Below are 15601 nucleotides of genomic sequence, written 5' to 3'. Positions count from 1 at the left end.
TAAAAAATGATCAATAAACGCCTTTTGGTAAAGAACTTGCTCGCACATAACGACGAGAATAGTTTTTACGACAAAAAGCGATTTATTTCCATTGGAGAAAAAGAGGGAAAAGGGAAATTTTTAAAGCACGTTTGTGCATTGGCAAACAGTAACCCGGCAAACAATTCTTTTATAGTAGTTGGGGTAGAAGATGAGGATAATAAAATAGTAGGTGTTGATTTTTTTGATGACAGTAAAATTCAAAATTTGGTAAACGCCTACTTAGATAACCCTCCGTTAATATCATATGAGAACATACCTTTCCCCCATTTACCAGAAGGTAAGGTGGTGGGTTTGGTGACTATAAAATCTATAGGTAAAGTTTGTTCTCTTCGTAAGAATATCTGGAAATATTATGGGGGTTCCGTTTTTTTTAGAGAGGGGAGTATTAGTTTACCTAAAGCCTATGGTATAGAGTTAAAAGATATAAATTCTGATGCTGTTGCTACTATTGAGCAGCATGCTAAAAACAATATTGAACTTACCCTAGATGGTGTTATTGATTTTATAAACTACAGGCATAAAGACCTTGAAAGCAACTATAAAGTTTTTAAAGAACAATTTGTAGTATGTTGGGCTGGGAACAAAAAAGTAGTTAATGGAATTACTTACCACTATCGTGTGGATATAGAATTAATAAACGAACAGGTAAAACTATTCTACTCCAATTTAGATGAGGTCACTATTAGCTTTGATAATGACTCTTTTACTACAATTGAATTTGTGCAACTGGGTCTTGGGGCAAAGCAAAAATATTTTCCGTTAGAAAAAGTGGTCATCAATTTCAGTGAAAATGGCAAATACCAAATTAAGAGCGATTTGCTTTTTGAGCCACCAACATATGATGTTACCGAATTACAAAAGATTTACAAGCGTAATAATGAGTTGGTAGTAAAGGTGGAGAAAAGTATGGAGCTATCCATTAAGGAGGTAAGGAGTTTAAAGTATTTAGCAGATTCTTATTTAATATGCTTTTTAAACGGATTTGAAGAAGCTAAAGAACAAATGGAATTTGCCAGACAAGTCTTAAAACCAAAATACCCAAAAATAAATGCTTCTTTAAAAGAGGCTCTCCGCGTGCTTAGGAAAGTTAAATATTCTTAATCCAAAGTTGTTCGTAGGGCTTTAATGGCAACTCATTATGGATAAGCTCAAAATTTTTCCCAGTAAGTAGGTCAATAGAATTTTCACCTGCGTGAATACCTATAGAAAGTAACCAGCCAATATTTAGGGTTTCGGTAACTTCATTAAAATTAGACAGTACCCAAACACTTTCATCTTCATGGGTTCTTTGGAAAGCAAAAACATGTTGATTAGGGCAGCCGTGAATTTTTATATCATTGGAATCTGCAAATACGCTATGTTCTTTTCTTAGACGAATCATATGCTTTAATCCGTTGAATATAATAGCAGAAGTATTGTTATCGGATTTTTTCAATTGAGCTACAGCGTCCCAATCTTGCATAGGCCTATTTACCCATCTATTATCATTAACATGGTCCTCATTCTGCTCGTAACTATAATCGTTTAATGTCCCTATTTCATCACCAGCATAAATCATTGGAATACCGCCATAGGTTAGAATAACACCATGCATCATTAAAATTTTGGAGATAGCATAGTCAATTATATTCTTGTTGTTTTGTTCTAGAGCAGTTTCTAGTCCTAGTAAAGATGCCGCACTTCCGGTAATTCTACCATCACCATTTTTAGGGTTATACATGAACATGAGCCCTTTTGCCGGAGACCATTCTAATTTGCCACAGTAATAATTTAATAAAAACTGTTTGTGGGCAGCAGGTTCAGATCCTATTGCACGTACAAAATCATCCTCGTAACCAAGACCTATGTCGTCATGGCATCGTATATAATTGATCCAGGTACCATCTTTAGGTTTGTTTGGTACTTCGGTTACACTTTTAACCATTAAAGATGCCTTTTTGGTGGCAATTGAATTCCATAACAATGCCATTAATGAAGCGTTATAAGCAATTTCGCATTCATTGCCCTCAGCAGTACCTTCTCCAAAATATTTAATGATATCTCTTGGGGCAACGATAGCTTCTGCTAATAGAATAACACCTGGGGCTATAACTTGTAGGCACATTCTAAAAAGAGAAATAAGTGTATGTGCCTCTGGCAAATTCTGAGATAAGGTTCCTAATTTTTTCCAAAGAAAAGCAAGTGCATCAAAACGGATAACATCAACACCTAAGTTGGCTAATGACATTAAGTTACCAAGCATTTCTATAAATACCTCTGGATTTCTATAATTTAAATCCCACTGATAGTTGTTAAAACAGGTCATTACCCATTTTTCCATTTCCTTATTATAGGTGAAATTTCCTGGTGCCGATTGTGGGAAAATTTCAGGTAGTGTTTTTTCAAATTCGTCTGGTATATGACGGTCAGAATAGGTATAATAATAATTTTGATGGTGTAAGCTTCCTTCTTTTGCTTTCTGTGCCCACTCAAATTCATCTGAAGTATGGTTGACAACAAAATCAAGCATTAAGAATATGTTATGTTCTCTAGCTTTTTTTGTAAAGGTTGTAAAATCATTTTTTGTGCCATATTTACTATCAATCTCATGATAGCTATTTACAGCGTACCCACCATCATTTTCACCAGCTGGTCTAGTGGTAATGGGCATAAGGTGAAGAAAGTTTACGCCTAGGTCATCAAAGTATGATAATTTATCTTTTAGTCCGTTAATGTCCTTGTTAAAGCGATCAACATACATCTGCATACCTACCATTTGTTCGCTCTGGTACCAGTTTCCAGACTCTAATCTTTCAATATCTTGCTTTTGAAGTTCTGTAGGGCGGGCTTTGAACAGTAACTCTATTTTATCTAAAAGAGTATAGAAAAAGGCTTTATGCTCTGATTCTGGGTATAATGAAAAAAACTGCGTTTTAATAATAGAAAGATTGGTCGCTAATCTTTGCTCAAATAAAGAAGTTAAAGAATTTGTACCTTTTTTCTTTTGACCTCTCTCAGCCAATAACCTTAGTAATTCAGCTTGGTTCATTTTAAGAGTCTAATTGTTGTAAAGTAGGAAGTGATTCAATTGCCCCAAAATTCTCGGTAGTAATTGCTCCAGCCTTATTAGCTCTGGCAACCATATTGGTTAGCAATTTTTCATCTGCTAATACATTTTCAAACTTAGAATGTTGCGAGATTTGTTGCAATAAACAGCCTATAAAAGCGTCGCCGGCACCTGTTGTATCCTTTGGGTTAACTTTTATACTTGGTATAGTTTTACTGAATTTAGCAGTACTTAGTAATGTGCCTTCGCTACCTAGGGTAATTACTATAATTTGGGTTCCCATTTCATGGAAAACTTGACATGCCTCATCTAAATTATCCTTGCCTGAAAGAAGTTGTGCTTCCTCCAAACTAAATTTACATAAATGAGATTTTTCTATGTAAGGATGGCATTTACGAATAAAAACATCCTCTTTGTTTTTCCAAAGGTCTACCCTGTAGTTTGGGTCAAAACTGATGAAAGCATTTTTAGTGATTCCGTCAAATAAATATCTGTTATACGTCTCCTCTAATGAACCACCCAAAAGCGCGGTAGCAGCCCCAAAATGCAATATATTATTTTCAAATCTAGATTTAAGAGATGAATCATAGGTAAGTTCTTTGTCTGCACCACGGCTAAAAACAAAATCTCGCTCTCCATCGGCATCAATCGATACAAATGCTAGAGTAGTAAAGGTGTCACTTTTTTGTGCTGAAGAAATGTCTACTTTTTCATTTTCAAGAATACGTAATAAAAAGGTGCCAAAGGGGTCGTCACCTACGCATCCAATAAAAAGACTTTCGCCACCAAGCTTGCTAATAGCGCAAGAAACATTGGCAGGTGCCCCACCGGCTTTTTTAGAAAATTCTTTAGCTTTAGATAAATCTTTACCTTGGTTTTCAGCAACGAAATCAATTAGCAATTCACCAATACAAAATACTTTTTTCATAGTTCTAAAAGAAAAATAAGGAAATCTAAGTTAATTAGAAAAAGGACCTACTTCCTAAATATTCTTAAGGAAATATTAAATTATTGTAGTTTGTAGATTATTTTCTTGATTTATTATGCCGCTAATTTTGGCTCTGGTCATGAAATTCATATCTTGATATTATACATTTTAAAACACACACTAACCATGAGTATATTTGATGAGATTAAGAAGAAACTAAGCCATGAGTTTATTGATATTATTGAATGGCTAGATACTACAAACGATACTATAGTCCATCGTTTTGAACGTTATCAAAATGAGATAAAGAACAACGCACAGTTAATTGTTCGTGAAGGACAAACAGCAGTTTTTATTAATGAAGGGCAATTAGCAGATGTTTTTAAACCTGGTACTTATACTTTAAACACTCAAAATCTACCAATATTAACGACTTTAAAAGGTTGGAAATACGGTTTTGACAGTCCGTTCAAAGCTGAGGTGTATTTTGTAAATACACACCTTTTTACCGATGAAAAATGGGGTACTAAAAACCCATTTATACTTAGTGATGATAGATTTGGTTTTGTAGAAATACGTGCTTTTGGGACATACAGTTTTAGAATTAATGACCCAGGTAAGTTTATTATAGATGTAGTTGGCACAGATGGTAACTTCACGAATTATGAAGTAAATGAACATTTAAAAAGTTTAATAGTAACCCGTTTTACAGATACAGTAGGCGAGGCTAACTTGCCAATAGAATTATATGCTGCCAATACCAGTGAGCTTTCTGAAACATGCCAGGTGGTTATGCAACCAGAATTTAATAGGGTAGGTATAGAATTAGAGAAATTCTACATCGAAAATGTATCGATGCCAGAAGAACTGAAGAAAGAAATTTTCGAATACAGCCGATTAGATAAGTTGGACATGACCAAATTAGCCCAGTTCAAAGCTGCAAAAGCAATGGAATTAGCGGCTAAAAACGAAGGTGGTACCGCTGGTGCCGGTATGGGCATGGGCATGGGTTTTGTTTTGGCACAACAAATGGGTGGTCTAATGGGGCAACCTGCGGCACAACCATTTGGGGGTCAAGCTGCACAGCCACAAGCACCACCGCCAATGCCTGCGCAGATTACATACTTTTATGCGGTAAGTGGTCAGCAATTGGGTCCGGTTTCATTAGAAAAGCTTAAGGAGTTATTTGCAAGCAGAACCATTAATAGGGATTCTCTGATTTGGAAACAAGGAATGGCAAGTTGGACCGCTTTGAAAGAAGTAGAAGAATTAAAATCTTTCTTAGGCGGTAATACACCACCACCTTTACCAACGGCATAATCAGAAACAATTATCATATAACATACCTTTTATAGATAAGGGATACTTTCTATGGACGATATTCAACAATCGGAGTTTAAAAAAGCATGTGCCAATTGTGGGGCAGAGCTTAAATTTAAGCCAGGCTCTCATCAGCTTACATGTGAATACTGTGGTTATGAGGAATTTATTGAGCAATCAAAAAGTAGTTTTGAAGAACTAGAATTAGATCACTACCTAAAAATAGTAGGCGAAAATGCGTATACCGAAACCATAGAGCTATTGCATTGCAAAAATTGCGGTGCCAACCAACATGTAGAGGAGAATTATAAATCGTTAAACTGTGTGTATTGTAGCGAACCTTTAATTCGTGAAGATATTGAAAAAGAAGGGTGGATTTTACCTGGAGCTCTGGTGCCATTTCAGTTAGATGCTAAAAAGGCACAAGCCATATTTAAAGGATGGGTAGGTAAAATTTGGTTTGCACCAGACAATTTAAAAAAAGCTGCTTTAGATCCAGAAGGATTACACGGTCTTTATGTGCCTTATTGGACGTTTGATGCCAATCTGTTTGCATCTTATCAAGGGCAACGTGGAGATTATTACTATGAAACCCAAACTTATAATAGTAATAAAGGAAAAAGAACAAGACAGGTTAGAAAAACAAGGTGGACGTATGCTTCTGGCAAGGTAGATGGTTTTGTAGATGATATTTTAATCAATGCTTCAGAAAAGAAACGCAGGGAAATTCCCGCTAAAGTCGCTTTTTGGAACTTGAAAGATTTGGTTGTTTTCAATTCTAAATATCTATCAGGTTTTGTAACGGAAAAATATACGGTTTCCTTAAAAGAAGGGCATCATAAATCTTTTCAAGAAGCTAAAAAGATAGCTTATAATTGGATTAAGCGAGATATTGGCGGGGATACTCAAAGAGTAGCAAATGCCGATATTAAGTTAACAGATGAGAAATTTAAACATGTACTACTTCCGATTTATCTAAGTTCATATAGGTATGATGGTAAAGAGTTCAATTTTTACATTAACGGCCAAACAGGAGTACTAAGCGGAAATAGACCTTATTCGTTTTGGAAAATTTTCTTTTTAGTAATATTTATCCTTGTCATAATAGCCATAATTGCGATTTTTGCTAAATGAATTTAAAAAGAACACTGGTAGTAGGTGACATTCATTCAGGTTTACAAGCCTTAAAACAGGTACTTGAAAAAGCTGCCATTACAGAAAAGGATACTATAATTTTTTTAGGAGATTATATTGATGGATGGAGTGAAGCGGTAGAAACTGTAAATTATCTTTTACAATTAAAGGAAAAGTATAATTGTATTTATTTAAGAGGTAACCATGATGAACTTTGTTATGAGTGGTTAACTGGCAAAGCGGATAACCCAACCTGGTTTATGCATGGTGGCGAAGCAACATCCAATTCATATGGTAACGCCTCGAAGGAAACCAAAGATTTGCATTTAAAGTTTTATGAAAACTTGCAGAACTATCATTTAGATTCGGAAAGCAGGTTGTTTTTACATGCAGGTTTTACAAACTTAAAGGGTATAGAGCATGAATATTTTAAAAAGACGTTCTATTGGGATCGTACCTTGTGGGAGTTAGCACTTTCACTTAATAAAGACTTAGAAGAAGATCATATTCATTATCCGAAGCGATTAAAAAATTATTCGGAAATTTATATTGGTCATACGCCAGTTACAAGAATAGGAAAAACTACGCCGCAAAAAGCAGCCAATGTTTGGAATATTGATACGGGTGCAGCATTCAAAGGTCCATTGACAGTATTTAATGCGGATACTAAAGAGTATTGGCAAAGTGAGCCGGTATATACCTTTTATCCTAATGAAAATGGAAGAAACTAAGAAAACCGTTAACTTTACTAAAAAATAGATTGTTTTAATGACGATCTTTGATAAAAACTAAACTATGTCTACTAAAAATATAAGATTAGAAGTGATGCAGGCTCTAGAACCTCAGGTAGAAGGATTTATGGATTCCTTCCTTATACAACCAGAGGATATATGGCAGCCAACAGATTTTTTACCAAATTCTGAGAAAGATACTTTCTTACAAGAAGTAAAAGATATTCGTGAGGAGTCTAAAGAATTAGGATATGATTTTTGGGTTACCATGGTAGCTGATACTATTACAGAAGAAGCATTGCCAACTTATGAGTCTTGGTTAATGGATGTAGTAGGTGTGGACCAGCATGGAGATCATAAAACAAATGGTTGGGCAAAATGGGTTCGCGCATGGACAGCTGAAGAAAATAGACATGGAGATGTGTTGAATAAATATCTGTATTTATCTGGAAGGGTAAATATGAGAGAAATAGAAATAACAACCCAGCATTTAATATCTGACGGTTTTGATATTGGTACGGATCGTGATCCATATAAAAACTTTGTTTATACATCATTTCAAGAATTAGCAACCAATATTTCTCATAAGCGTGTTGGGCAAATGGCCAAGAAAAAAGGAAATGTCCTTCTAGGTAAAATGTGTACAATTATTGCTGGTGACGAAATGAGACACCATTTAGCATATAGAGAATTTGTAAAGACTATTCTTGGTGAGGATCCATCTGGTATGATGATTGCCTTTGCTGATATGATGAAGAAAAAGATTGTAATGCCCGCGCACTTTTTACGTGAGTCTGGTGGTACAATAGGATCAGCGTTTGAGAATTTCTCTAACTGTGCACAACGCTTAGGTGTGTATACGGCACAAGATTATGTAGAGATTCTAAGAAAGCTAAATGCGTATTGGGAATTAGATTCAGTGCGTTCATTAAATGAAGAAGCTGAAAAGGCACGTGACTATTTAATTAAGTTACCTTCTAGATTAGAGAGAATTGCAGAGCGAATGAAATTTCCTCAAGACCAATATCACTTTAAGTGGGTAGAGGCAAACGGAGCATTATAAATAAAAAATCCCGATCGGTTATGATCGGGATTTTTTTTTTGCTTTAAACAGTAAGCTATAGTTTACCGTGTTTATGTTCTTGTTGCCATTTCACAAGTTCTGCCCATTTACCTTCGTAGCACATTTTTGCTTGTAAAGGCCAAGAAGAAGGATCATGAATCTTATACCTAGTTCCGCCTGTATCCAATATTTTTTGGCATTCTGTTAAACTAGCTTCAGACAGTTCTTTCCAAGTTTTAATTCCATGGTCTTTGAACATACCTTCAATTTTAGGACCTATGCCTTCAACCAGTTTTAAATCGTCTTGTTTTATATTCTTTCCGAAAGCAGCTTTGGCAGCAGATCCGTCAAAAGCTAACGCGCTACTTGTAGCGGCACCTGCAGCGAAAGAAGCAGCAGAGGCACCAAGATTTGTACTTGGCGCACTTGGAGTAACCGGAGCAGGTTTAACGACCTTGCTTGCGGCAATTACTCTTTGGTTACATGCATCTAAATCTGCTTTTAACTTGCTGTTGGTTGCCTTAAGGTTATTTAAATCAGCTAAGTCAGTTTTTAACTTGTCGTTATTAGCTTTAAGATTAGATATTTCGACTGAATTATCTACAACTTCTACAGAATCTTTACCAAAAAGTCTACCTATTAGGTAGCCTAATATACCGCAGATAATACCAACTAAAGCTGGAATTAGCCAGCACCAAATATTCATATTTTCAAAATTCATGATTTTACTTATTTATAGGATTAGTGTATGTCTTAGTTTAATGTAATTACTGTTCGTCTATTTTTTACTCTGCCTTCTTCAGTTGCATTAGTAGCAATTGGTTGTGATTGTCCTTTAGAAGAAACTATAATTTTATCGGCAGCGATACCGTTTTTCATTAGATAGCTTTTAGCAAATTCAGCTCTTTCTTTACCTAATCTCATATTTGTACTTGCTTGCCCAGTTGCATCTGTATGCCCAACTACATTTGTAGTAGCTCCGGCAACTTTATCTAAATACCTAGAAATATCCGCAACCTTTTGTCTTTGGGTAGCGTCTAAACTAATTGATGCTTCTGCGGAGTTAAAATATAGAATTAAAGGATCTGCATTTATTTTTTCATACAATGCCTTAAGATCATCTTCTGCGGTTGCAGATTTTTCTACAATGCCAAAGGTAGCAGCGCCCCAATATGTGCCATCTTTTGGAATCATCTCATCCATAAGTTTACCCATTGTGTTAATTTGAGCGGTAGAAATACCTTTAGATGCTAAATCATTTTTAATAGAATTTGCTCTTGCAAGTCCTAGGTTGGGAAATGCAGTATTATTTTCTTCCTCACTGGTATAGTAACCCGTTATGTTTATAACGTTACTGTCATTGGTTTCTAAATGATTCTGTAATCCAGAAATACCTTGTGTTAATTCAGCTCCTAAAGGCATAAGAATATTATGGGAAGAAACATTAAAATTATAATTATCATTGGTATTATAGGCGAACCCATTACCATCAATTGCAAATGGATATGATGTTGCCGAGGGCTCTTTTATGATTACCTTTTCTGTAGTTGGCTCTGTCACAGTGGCTACTGCACCACATTCGCTGCAATAGGTTATGTAAAGGAATGTACCAACTACAATGGCAATCAACATGTATAATAAATACCTTGTTGTTTTCGTCATTGTAATTTATGTTTAGTGTTTAGTCCACAATTTATTAAAAAAATCTTAAAAATGTTAAAAGATTGTAACCTAATTACCTTAGAATCAATCATTATCTAAATTTCAGATATGTTAAATATATTACCAACTATACGATCTACGTGTTAGATGGTAAAAAAAGTGTAAGGAACAACAACTATTATTTGCATTTTTGCGTAGATACTTAAACGGTATATTTCTCCCCACAAGGTTTGGGCATTGAGTATACAGTGTAAAGTTTTGAGTTAGTTGGTTAAAAAATCCTGTCTTCTTTTAGTAGACAGGATTTTTTTATGTTTAAGATTTATCTAATCTATGATCCAACTATACAATATTTGTGTAAAGCCGTACAGAATTTATTGAAATCAATAGAGGAATTTACTAGTTTAATACAAAGGTATTTACACTTGTAAAAATGAAGAAAAAAATAAAAAATACTATAAATTTTCTTTGCATGTTTATTGTACTGGGTGCTCAAACTTTACTACATGGTAGTTGGTCTAATGAACCAGCTGGCAGAAAAGCAACCTAGTAAGCAGCATGCAAAGAAAATTAAAAAATTATCTATAAATCAAATTTTATACCCTGTGCTAATGGTAGCTCAGTAGTGTAATTTATGGTGTTCGTTTGTCTTCGCATATAAACTTTCCAAGCATCAGATCCACTTTCACGACCACCACCTGTTTCTTTTTCACCACCAAAGGCACCGCCAATTTCAGCTCCAGAAGTACCAATGTTAACATTTGCAATTCCACAATCGCTACCCCATGCAGATAGGAAATGCTCTGCCTCACGAAGATTGTTTGTCATAATTGCCGAAGAAAGACCTTGAACTACTCCGTTTTGAATTGCTATGGCATTTTCAACATCACCAGAATATTTTAAAAGATAAAGAACAGGGGCAAAAGTCTCATGCTGTACAATTTCAAAGTCGTTTTTAGCCTCAGCTATAGCAGGCTTTACATAGCAACCACTTTCATAGCCCTCACCTTCTAACACTCCGCCTTCAACAATTAATTTACCACCTTCTTTGACAACTCTTTCTAAGGCCTTGTTGTATTGTGCTACAGCATCAGTATCTATTAATGGACCTACATGATTATTTTCATCTAATGGGTTACCGATTCTTAATTGTTGGTATGCTGCAACCACTGCTTCTTTTACTTTATCGTACATAGAATCATGAATGATTAATCTTCTAGTAGATGTGCAACGTTGACCGGCGGTACCTACAGCACCGAAAACGGCACCAATAACTGTCATTTTTAAATCAGCATCAGGAGTAACTATAATAGCATTATTACCACCAAGTTCTAATAAAGATTTTCCTAATCGAGCAGCAACTGCTTGGGCAACAATTTTACCCATTCTAATAGATCCAGTAGCGGATACTAACGGAATTCTATTGTCTTGAGTCATTAACTCACCTACTTTATAATCACCGTTTATTAAACAAGAAATGCCTTCAGGAAGATTATTTGCTTTAAGAACTTCAGCAGCAATATTTTGACATGCTATTCCACATAAAGGTGTTTTTTCTGATGGCTTCCAAACGCAAACATCACCACAGATCCAAGCTAATGCAGTATTCCATGCCCACACGGCTACAGGAAAATTAAAAGCAGAAATAATACCAACCACACCCAAAGAGTGATATTGCTCGTACATTCTATGCCCAGGTCTTTCTGAGTGCATAGTTAACCCGTGTAATTGACGAGAGAGACCCACTGCAAAATCACAAATATCTATCATTTCTTGAACTTCACCTAAACCTTCTTGGTAGCTTTTACCCATTTCGTAAGAAACAAGTTTACCTAACGGCTCTTTAAGTTCTCTTAATTTGTCACCAAATTGTCTAACAATTTCTCCACGTAAAGGAGCAGGTTTTGTTCTCCATTCTTTGAATGTAGTTGTAGCAGTAGACATTACCTTTTCATAATCTGCTTTTGTAGTTGACTTCACTTTTGCAATCAAAGAACCATCTACTGGAGAATATGAAGAAATAATATCTCCGGATGAAAAATTATTGGATCCCGTTGAAGTTCCCTCATTGACATCTTTAATTCCTAATGCTTTAAGAGCGTCGTGTATTCCGAAATCTGCTGCTATTTTTGACATTTTATAACTTTTTACGTGATTTATGTTAGATATATTACAAAAATACAAAGAATTTTATCCACAAGTAGAACTAATTGAAACTATGAAAATTTTATGATAGACCATAAAACAATTCCGATCAAAGCAGGTATGCTCTGGATAATGAATATTTTTTTACTTACAGAAATAGCACCGTAAATACCTGCAACGGTAACACAGCCTAAAAAGAAAAGAGCAACGTTTGTTGACCATTCTGTACTATCTATTAAAAATGACCAAATTAAACCAGCTGCTAAGAAACCATTATAGAGACCTTGGTTGGCTGCCATTTGTATGGTAGGTTCAAATAAATCTTTAGGAAAATTTTTAAATACTTTTTTGCCAGTAGTGGTCCATGAGAACATTTCTATCCAAAGAATGTAAATATGTATGAGCGCAACAAGTGCGGTAATAATTTTGGCTATAATTATCATTCTTCTTTAGCTATAAAACGTTCGTCTACAGGCATAACAGTGCCGCAATTATCGCAAGTTCTTAATTCTTTTGAACTGTAAAAATGCTTAAAATGTGAAAGGAAATCTTTTTCAATATCATGAAGCGTAAAATAAGCTTCATATAGCTTGTGATTGCAATTATCGCAGAACCATAATAAGCCGTCATCAACATTCATGTTTGCACGTTTACGCTCTATGACTAAACCAATAGAACCTTCTTTACGCACAGGGGAATGGGGCACTTTGGCAGGATGTAAATACATATCACCAGGTCCTAGTTGCATGGTTCTTTTTTTACCATCTTCTTGAATGTGTACTTCTATTTCGCCTTCAAGTTGATAGAAAAGCTCTTCTGTTTCATTATAATGGTAGTCTTTTCTAGCGTTAGGTCCGGCAACGATCATAACAATATAGTCTCCGGCATCTTTATATAGGTTTTTATTTCCTACCGGTGGCTTAAGAAGCCCTCGGTTTTCCTCTATCCATTTAGTTAGATTAAATGGTGCTTGTATACTCATTTTTATGAATTTAAGTGAAAGTTAAATAAACCGTTATTTCTTACCTAAAAGTTAAGCATAAAAAAAGCCTTTGAATTACAAAGGCTATTATAAAATTAGTTTCTTTTAAGCTTATCTAAAAAATACTTGTGTAAAATAAAAATCACCATGGCTATTCTGTATAATGCTAATTGCAGAATAATCGTAATCGCCTTCTATATTTTCTCTATGCCCAGAACTTTTTTTCCAAGCATCGAAAACCTCTTCTATAGTATCGTAATTTCTTGCTACATTTTCAGCAATAAAGATAGCATCTGTCCTTTTTGCAATATTCTCTGCACGTTTGGTAAAATTATCATGACTGGTATTTCCTTTAGAAATCATATAGGCTGTATGAAGATTTGCATAATAATAGGTGGTACTTTCAAATACCAATGCATTTAAACCTAAATTAACTCTATGATCATTTATCATTTCAAAAAGCTCATCTTCTAAAGTACTGTGAGATTCAGAAGAAGCTAAAGTAAAATTTGTTAAAGGTTCCTCTGCATTGTCATATCCTGCAAAGTTTTCATATTTAGAACAAGATGATAATAGCGAAATGATTAATACTAAGTAAGTTAATGTGTACTTCATAAGTGGGAAACTTTTTTTATTGAGTTTCAAAAATAGGCTCAACGTAAATGGTAAGAAGAAAAACATCTATAGAGAGGGCAAAAAACTCGTTAAGCTACGTCTATTGATAAAAACGGTCCTCATCGATAAAATACAAGTAAAATTTCAACGTCAAAAAGTGTATTTAATATGATTTTTCCCACTTTGTCCGACTAAAGAACCATGTCAACCCATATGGGTTAAACTGCAGTTAAAAATTATCTGTTTTTAGGTAATAATAGCTAGTTGATTATTGCTTGTAAAATAGTTGGGTAAAATAATAATTACCCAAATCGTCTTTCTTTACACTAATACCGGTGTGAGTAAAATCTCCTTCCATGGTTTTTTTATGACTGCTACTTGTATACCAACCTTCAAAAGCTTCAATGGCAGTTTGATAATCTTTGGCAACGTTCTCTGCTACCATTTCAACAGCTATCTCAGTATTAATATTAGATGCTCTTGAGCTAAAATTATCATGACTAATGCTGCCCTTAGATATCATGTAATCAGTATGAAGGTTCGCGTATTTGTATGCCACATCGCTAAATTCCAAAGTATTGGTATTTAAGCTTAATCGATGCTCATTGACAATTTCTAGAAGGTCCTGTTCTATAGTTAATACATTTTCAGCTTCAAGTACCGGCGTATCATCAACAGAGTCGCTAGTGCAAGAACCAAGAAAAAGTAATAAAAAGACAGGGACCGCATAAAGCAATCTCATTTTCATATAAGTGTCTTTTAATTATGTAGCCTCTCGGCGTAGCGTAGTAGGTAAGAAAAACGAGAATGTTCTAAGTTCTCTAAATCGATTTGGGTTATCGATATAGTAATATTATTGAAAAATTAAATGCAGGATGATAACAAAAATGCTTATTCGATAAAGTGTATAAAAAGTAAGATTAGCGTTCAGTGTAGTTATATGGTAACAGGTTCTTCGGTAGACTCTTTTGGCAATACTTCACTTTTCAATACTGTATCAAAAATTAGTGCTCCAATATCCTTAATTGGTTGGTAGAGAACAGACTCCTGTTTAGTTTCCTCTTTTATTAGACCAAATGTGTTATCCATTCGGTCAAAAAATATGAAAGCGGCACCTAAAAGAATAGCAACCTTTAAAACCCCAAAAATTCCACCTGCAATTTTATTTAAAGAGCCAAGCATGGCAAAGTTGGCAACTTTGGTCAATATTTTACCTGCAAGATTAACGATGATAATTATGAGAATTAATGTAATAATAAAAGCTATAATACTCATATTTCTTTCATCCCAATCTAAATGTTCCGATAGGTAGTTACCCGTAATGTATGAAAAATGGATTGCCCCAAAAATGCCGGCAACTAATGCCACAATAGAGGCTATTTCCATAAAAAGACCATTTTTATATCCCTTCCATAGCCCCCAAATTAAGGGTAATCCAAGTAAAATATCCAAAAGTCCCATTAGTAAAGTGTTTTAACAAAGATAGAACTTTGATTTGTACCTTTGCAAGGTCTGTACCTTACTACAGGCTCAACAAATTTATATGGCTAGGGATATACAATTAAAAGAACGATGGGATTATTTGGTGGAAAAGCTTTCTGGAAAGTTTTCTGATGGTGATCCTTTGGAGTTAGATGCTATAATTTATTTAGTCGGAGTGCAAGAATTAGGGCAATACCATAGAAAGTATAAAAAGGATGATAAATTAGATTTAATGCACATTGCCATCTGTCGTCTTTTAGAACCTTATGGTTTTTATGAGTTTAGTTTTTTTGATGAAGAAGGTTGGCCGCATTATAACGTGGTTGAAGAATTGCCAACATTAAAAGCGGGGGAGCAAACTGTTTTAATGAAAGAGGCTATTGTTTCTTATTTTGTAGAAAAAGAGTTTATAAATTAGATTAAGCTTAAAAATTTATCCTTTTTTTATGTA

General features: G+C 34.7%; 16 protein-coding genes. 6 read left to right on the top strand and 10 right to left on the bottom strand.

Translation table 11 applies throughout. From position 1 onward, the window contains the following. The first annotated feature begins 6 nt into the window (after positions 1-6). Entirely contained in the window at positions 7-1143 is a 1137-nt protein-coding gene (locus tag BM296_RS02610; RefSeq protein ID WP_091901236.1) for an ATP-binding protein, read from the top strand. On the opposite strand, the gene BM296_RS02605 is transcribed toward BM296_RS02610, so the two are convergent. Both BM296_RS02605 and BM296_RS02600 read right to left on the bottom strand, forming a co-directional pair. Continuing rightward, positions 1130-3070: an amylosucrase gene (locus BM296_RS02605; RefSeq protein WP_091901234.1), complete on the bottom strand. Its 1941-nt coding sequence runs from the start codon at positions 3068-3070 to the stop codon at positions 1130-1132. The two genes, BM296_RS02610 and BM296_RS02605, sit on opposite strands and share 14 nt — an antisense overlap. Position 3071: 1 nt before the next feature. After that, the gene (locus tag BM296_RS02600; RefSeq protein ID WP_027065716.1) at positions 3072-4016 is read right to left on the bottom strand and encodes a carbohydrate kinase family protein; all 945 of its coding nucleotides are present in this window, start codon (positions 4014-4016) and stop codon (positions 3072-3074) included. Positions 4017-4202: 186 nt separating this feature from the next. On the opposite strand from BM296_RS02600, the gene BM296_RS02595 reads away from it, so the two are divergent. From BM296_RS02595 to BM296_RS02580, 4 genes are all read left to right on the top strand, one after another. After that, the gene (locus tag BM296_RS02595) at positions 4203-5336 is read left to right on the top strand and encodes an SPFH domain-containing protein (protein WP_027065717.1); all 1134 of its coding nucleotides are present in this window, start codon (positions 4203-4205) and stop codon (positions 5334-5336) included. A gap of 51 nt (positions 5337-5387) precedes the next feature. After that, complete coding sequence (locus BM296_RS02590; protein WP_091901232.1) at positions 5388-6470, top strand: TFIIB-type zinc ribbon-containing protein; 1083 nt, start codon at positions 5388-5390, stop codon at positions 6468-6470. Next, positions 6467-7201, top strand: a complete 735-nt coding sequence (locus BM296_RS02585) for a metallophosphoesterase family protein (RefSeq protein WP_091901231.1) — start codon at positions 6467-6469, stop codon at positions 7199-7201. Before BM296_RS02590 ends, BM296_RS02585 begins: the two co-directional genes overlap by 4 nt. A 64-nt stretch (positions 7202-7265) precedes the next feature. Then, positions 7266-8264, top strand: a complete 999-nt coding sequence (locus BM296_RS02580; protein WP_027065720.1) for an acyl-ACP desaturase — start codon at positions 7266-7268, stop codon at positions 8262-8264. Between the two features lie 55 nt (positions 8265-8319). Here BM296_RS02580 and BM296_RS02575 read toward each other — a convergent pair whose 3' ends face one another. From BM296_RS02575 to BM296_RS02540, 8 genes are all read right to left on the bottom strand, one after another. Continuing rightward, positions 8320-8985 carry a hypothetical protein gene (locus BM296_RS02575; protein WP_091901228.1) on the bottom strand — a complete coding sequence of 222 codons (666 nt, stop codon included), beginning with the start codon at positions 8983-8985 and terminating at the stop codon, positions 8320-8322. Positions 8986-9017: 32 nt separating this feature from the next. Beyond that, complete coding sequence (locus BM296_RS02570) at positions 9018-9926, bottom strand: OmpA family protein (protein WP_091901226.1); 909 nt, start codon at positions 9924-9926, stop codon at positions 9018-9020. Positions 9927-10508: 582 nt separating this feature from the next. After that, positions 10509-12062: an L-piperidine-6-carboxylate dehydrogenase gene (gene amaB, locus BM296_RS02565; protein WP_091901224.1), complete on the bottom strand. Its 1554-nt coding sequence runs from the start codon at positions 12060-12062 to the stop codon at positions 10509-10511. 80 nt (positions 12063-12142) lie between these two features. Continuing rightward, complete coding sequence (locus BM296_RS02560) at positions 12143-12514, bottom strand: DUF1304 domain-containing protein (RefSeq protein WP_091901222.1); 372 nt, start codon at positions 12512-12514, stop codon at positions 12143-12145. Then, positions 12511-13053 carry a 3-hydroxyanthranilate 3,4-dioxygenase gene (locus BM296_RS02555; RefSeq protein ID WP_091901219.1) on the bottom strand — a complete coding sequence of 181 codons (543 nt, stop codon included), beginning with the start codon at positions 13051-13053 and terminating at the stop codon, positions 12511-12513. Before BM296_RS02555 ends, BM296_RS02560 begins: the two co-directional genes overlap by 4 nt. Before the next feature lie 111 nt (positions 13054-13164). Further along, the gene (locus BM296_RS02550; protein ID WP_177214909.1) at positions 13165-13668 is read right to left on the bottom strand and encodes a CAP domain-containing protein; all 504 of its coding nucleotides are present in this window, start codon (positions 13666-13668) and stop codon (positions 13165-13167) included. A gap of 268 nt (positions 13669-13936) precedes the next feature. Beyond that, on the bottom strand, positions 13937-14416 hold the full coding sequence (locus tag BM296_RS02545; RefSeq protein ID WP_027065727.1) for a CAP domain-containing protein: 480 nt from the start codon (positions 14414-14416) through the stop codon (positions 13937-13939). Positions 14417-14604: 188 nt separating this feature from the next. Further along, positions 14605-15129 (bottom strand): CvpA family protein, encoded by a 525-nt coding sequence (locus BM296_RS02540; RefSeq protein WP_027065728.1) that lies wholly within the window; start codon positions 15127-15129, stop codon positions 14605-14607. A gap of 82 nt (positions 15130-15211) precedes the next feature. On the opposite strand from BM296_RS02540, the gene BM296_RS02535 reads away from it, so the two are divergent. Next, complete coding sequence (locus BM296_RS02535; RefSeq protein WP_027065729.1) at positions 15212-15568, top strand: hypothetical protein; 357 nt, start codon at positions 15212-15214, stop codon at positions 15566-15568. The last annotated feature ends 33 nt before the right edge of the window (positions 15569-15601 follow it).

Origin of the sequence: Maribacter stanieri, from assembly GCF_900112245.1 — a bacterium.
Taxonomy (GTDB): Bacteria; Bacteroidota; Bacteroidia; order Flavobacteriales; family Flavobacteriaceae; genus Maribacter; species Maribacter stanieri.
This window is presented reverse-complemented; position numbering and strand designations above follow the sequence as displayed.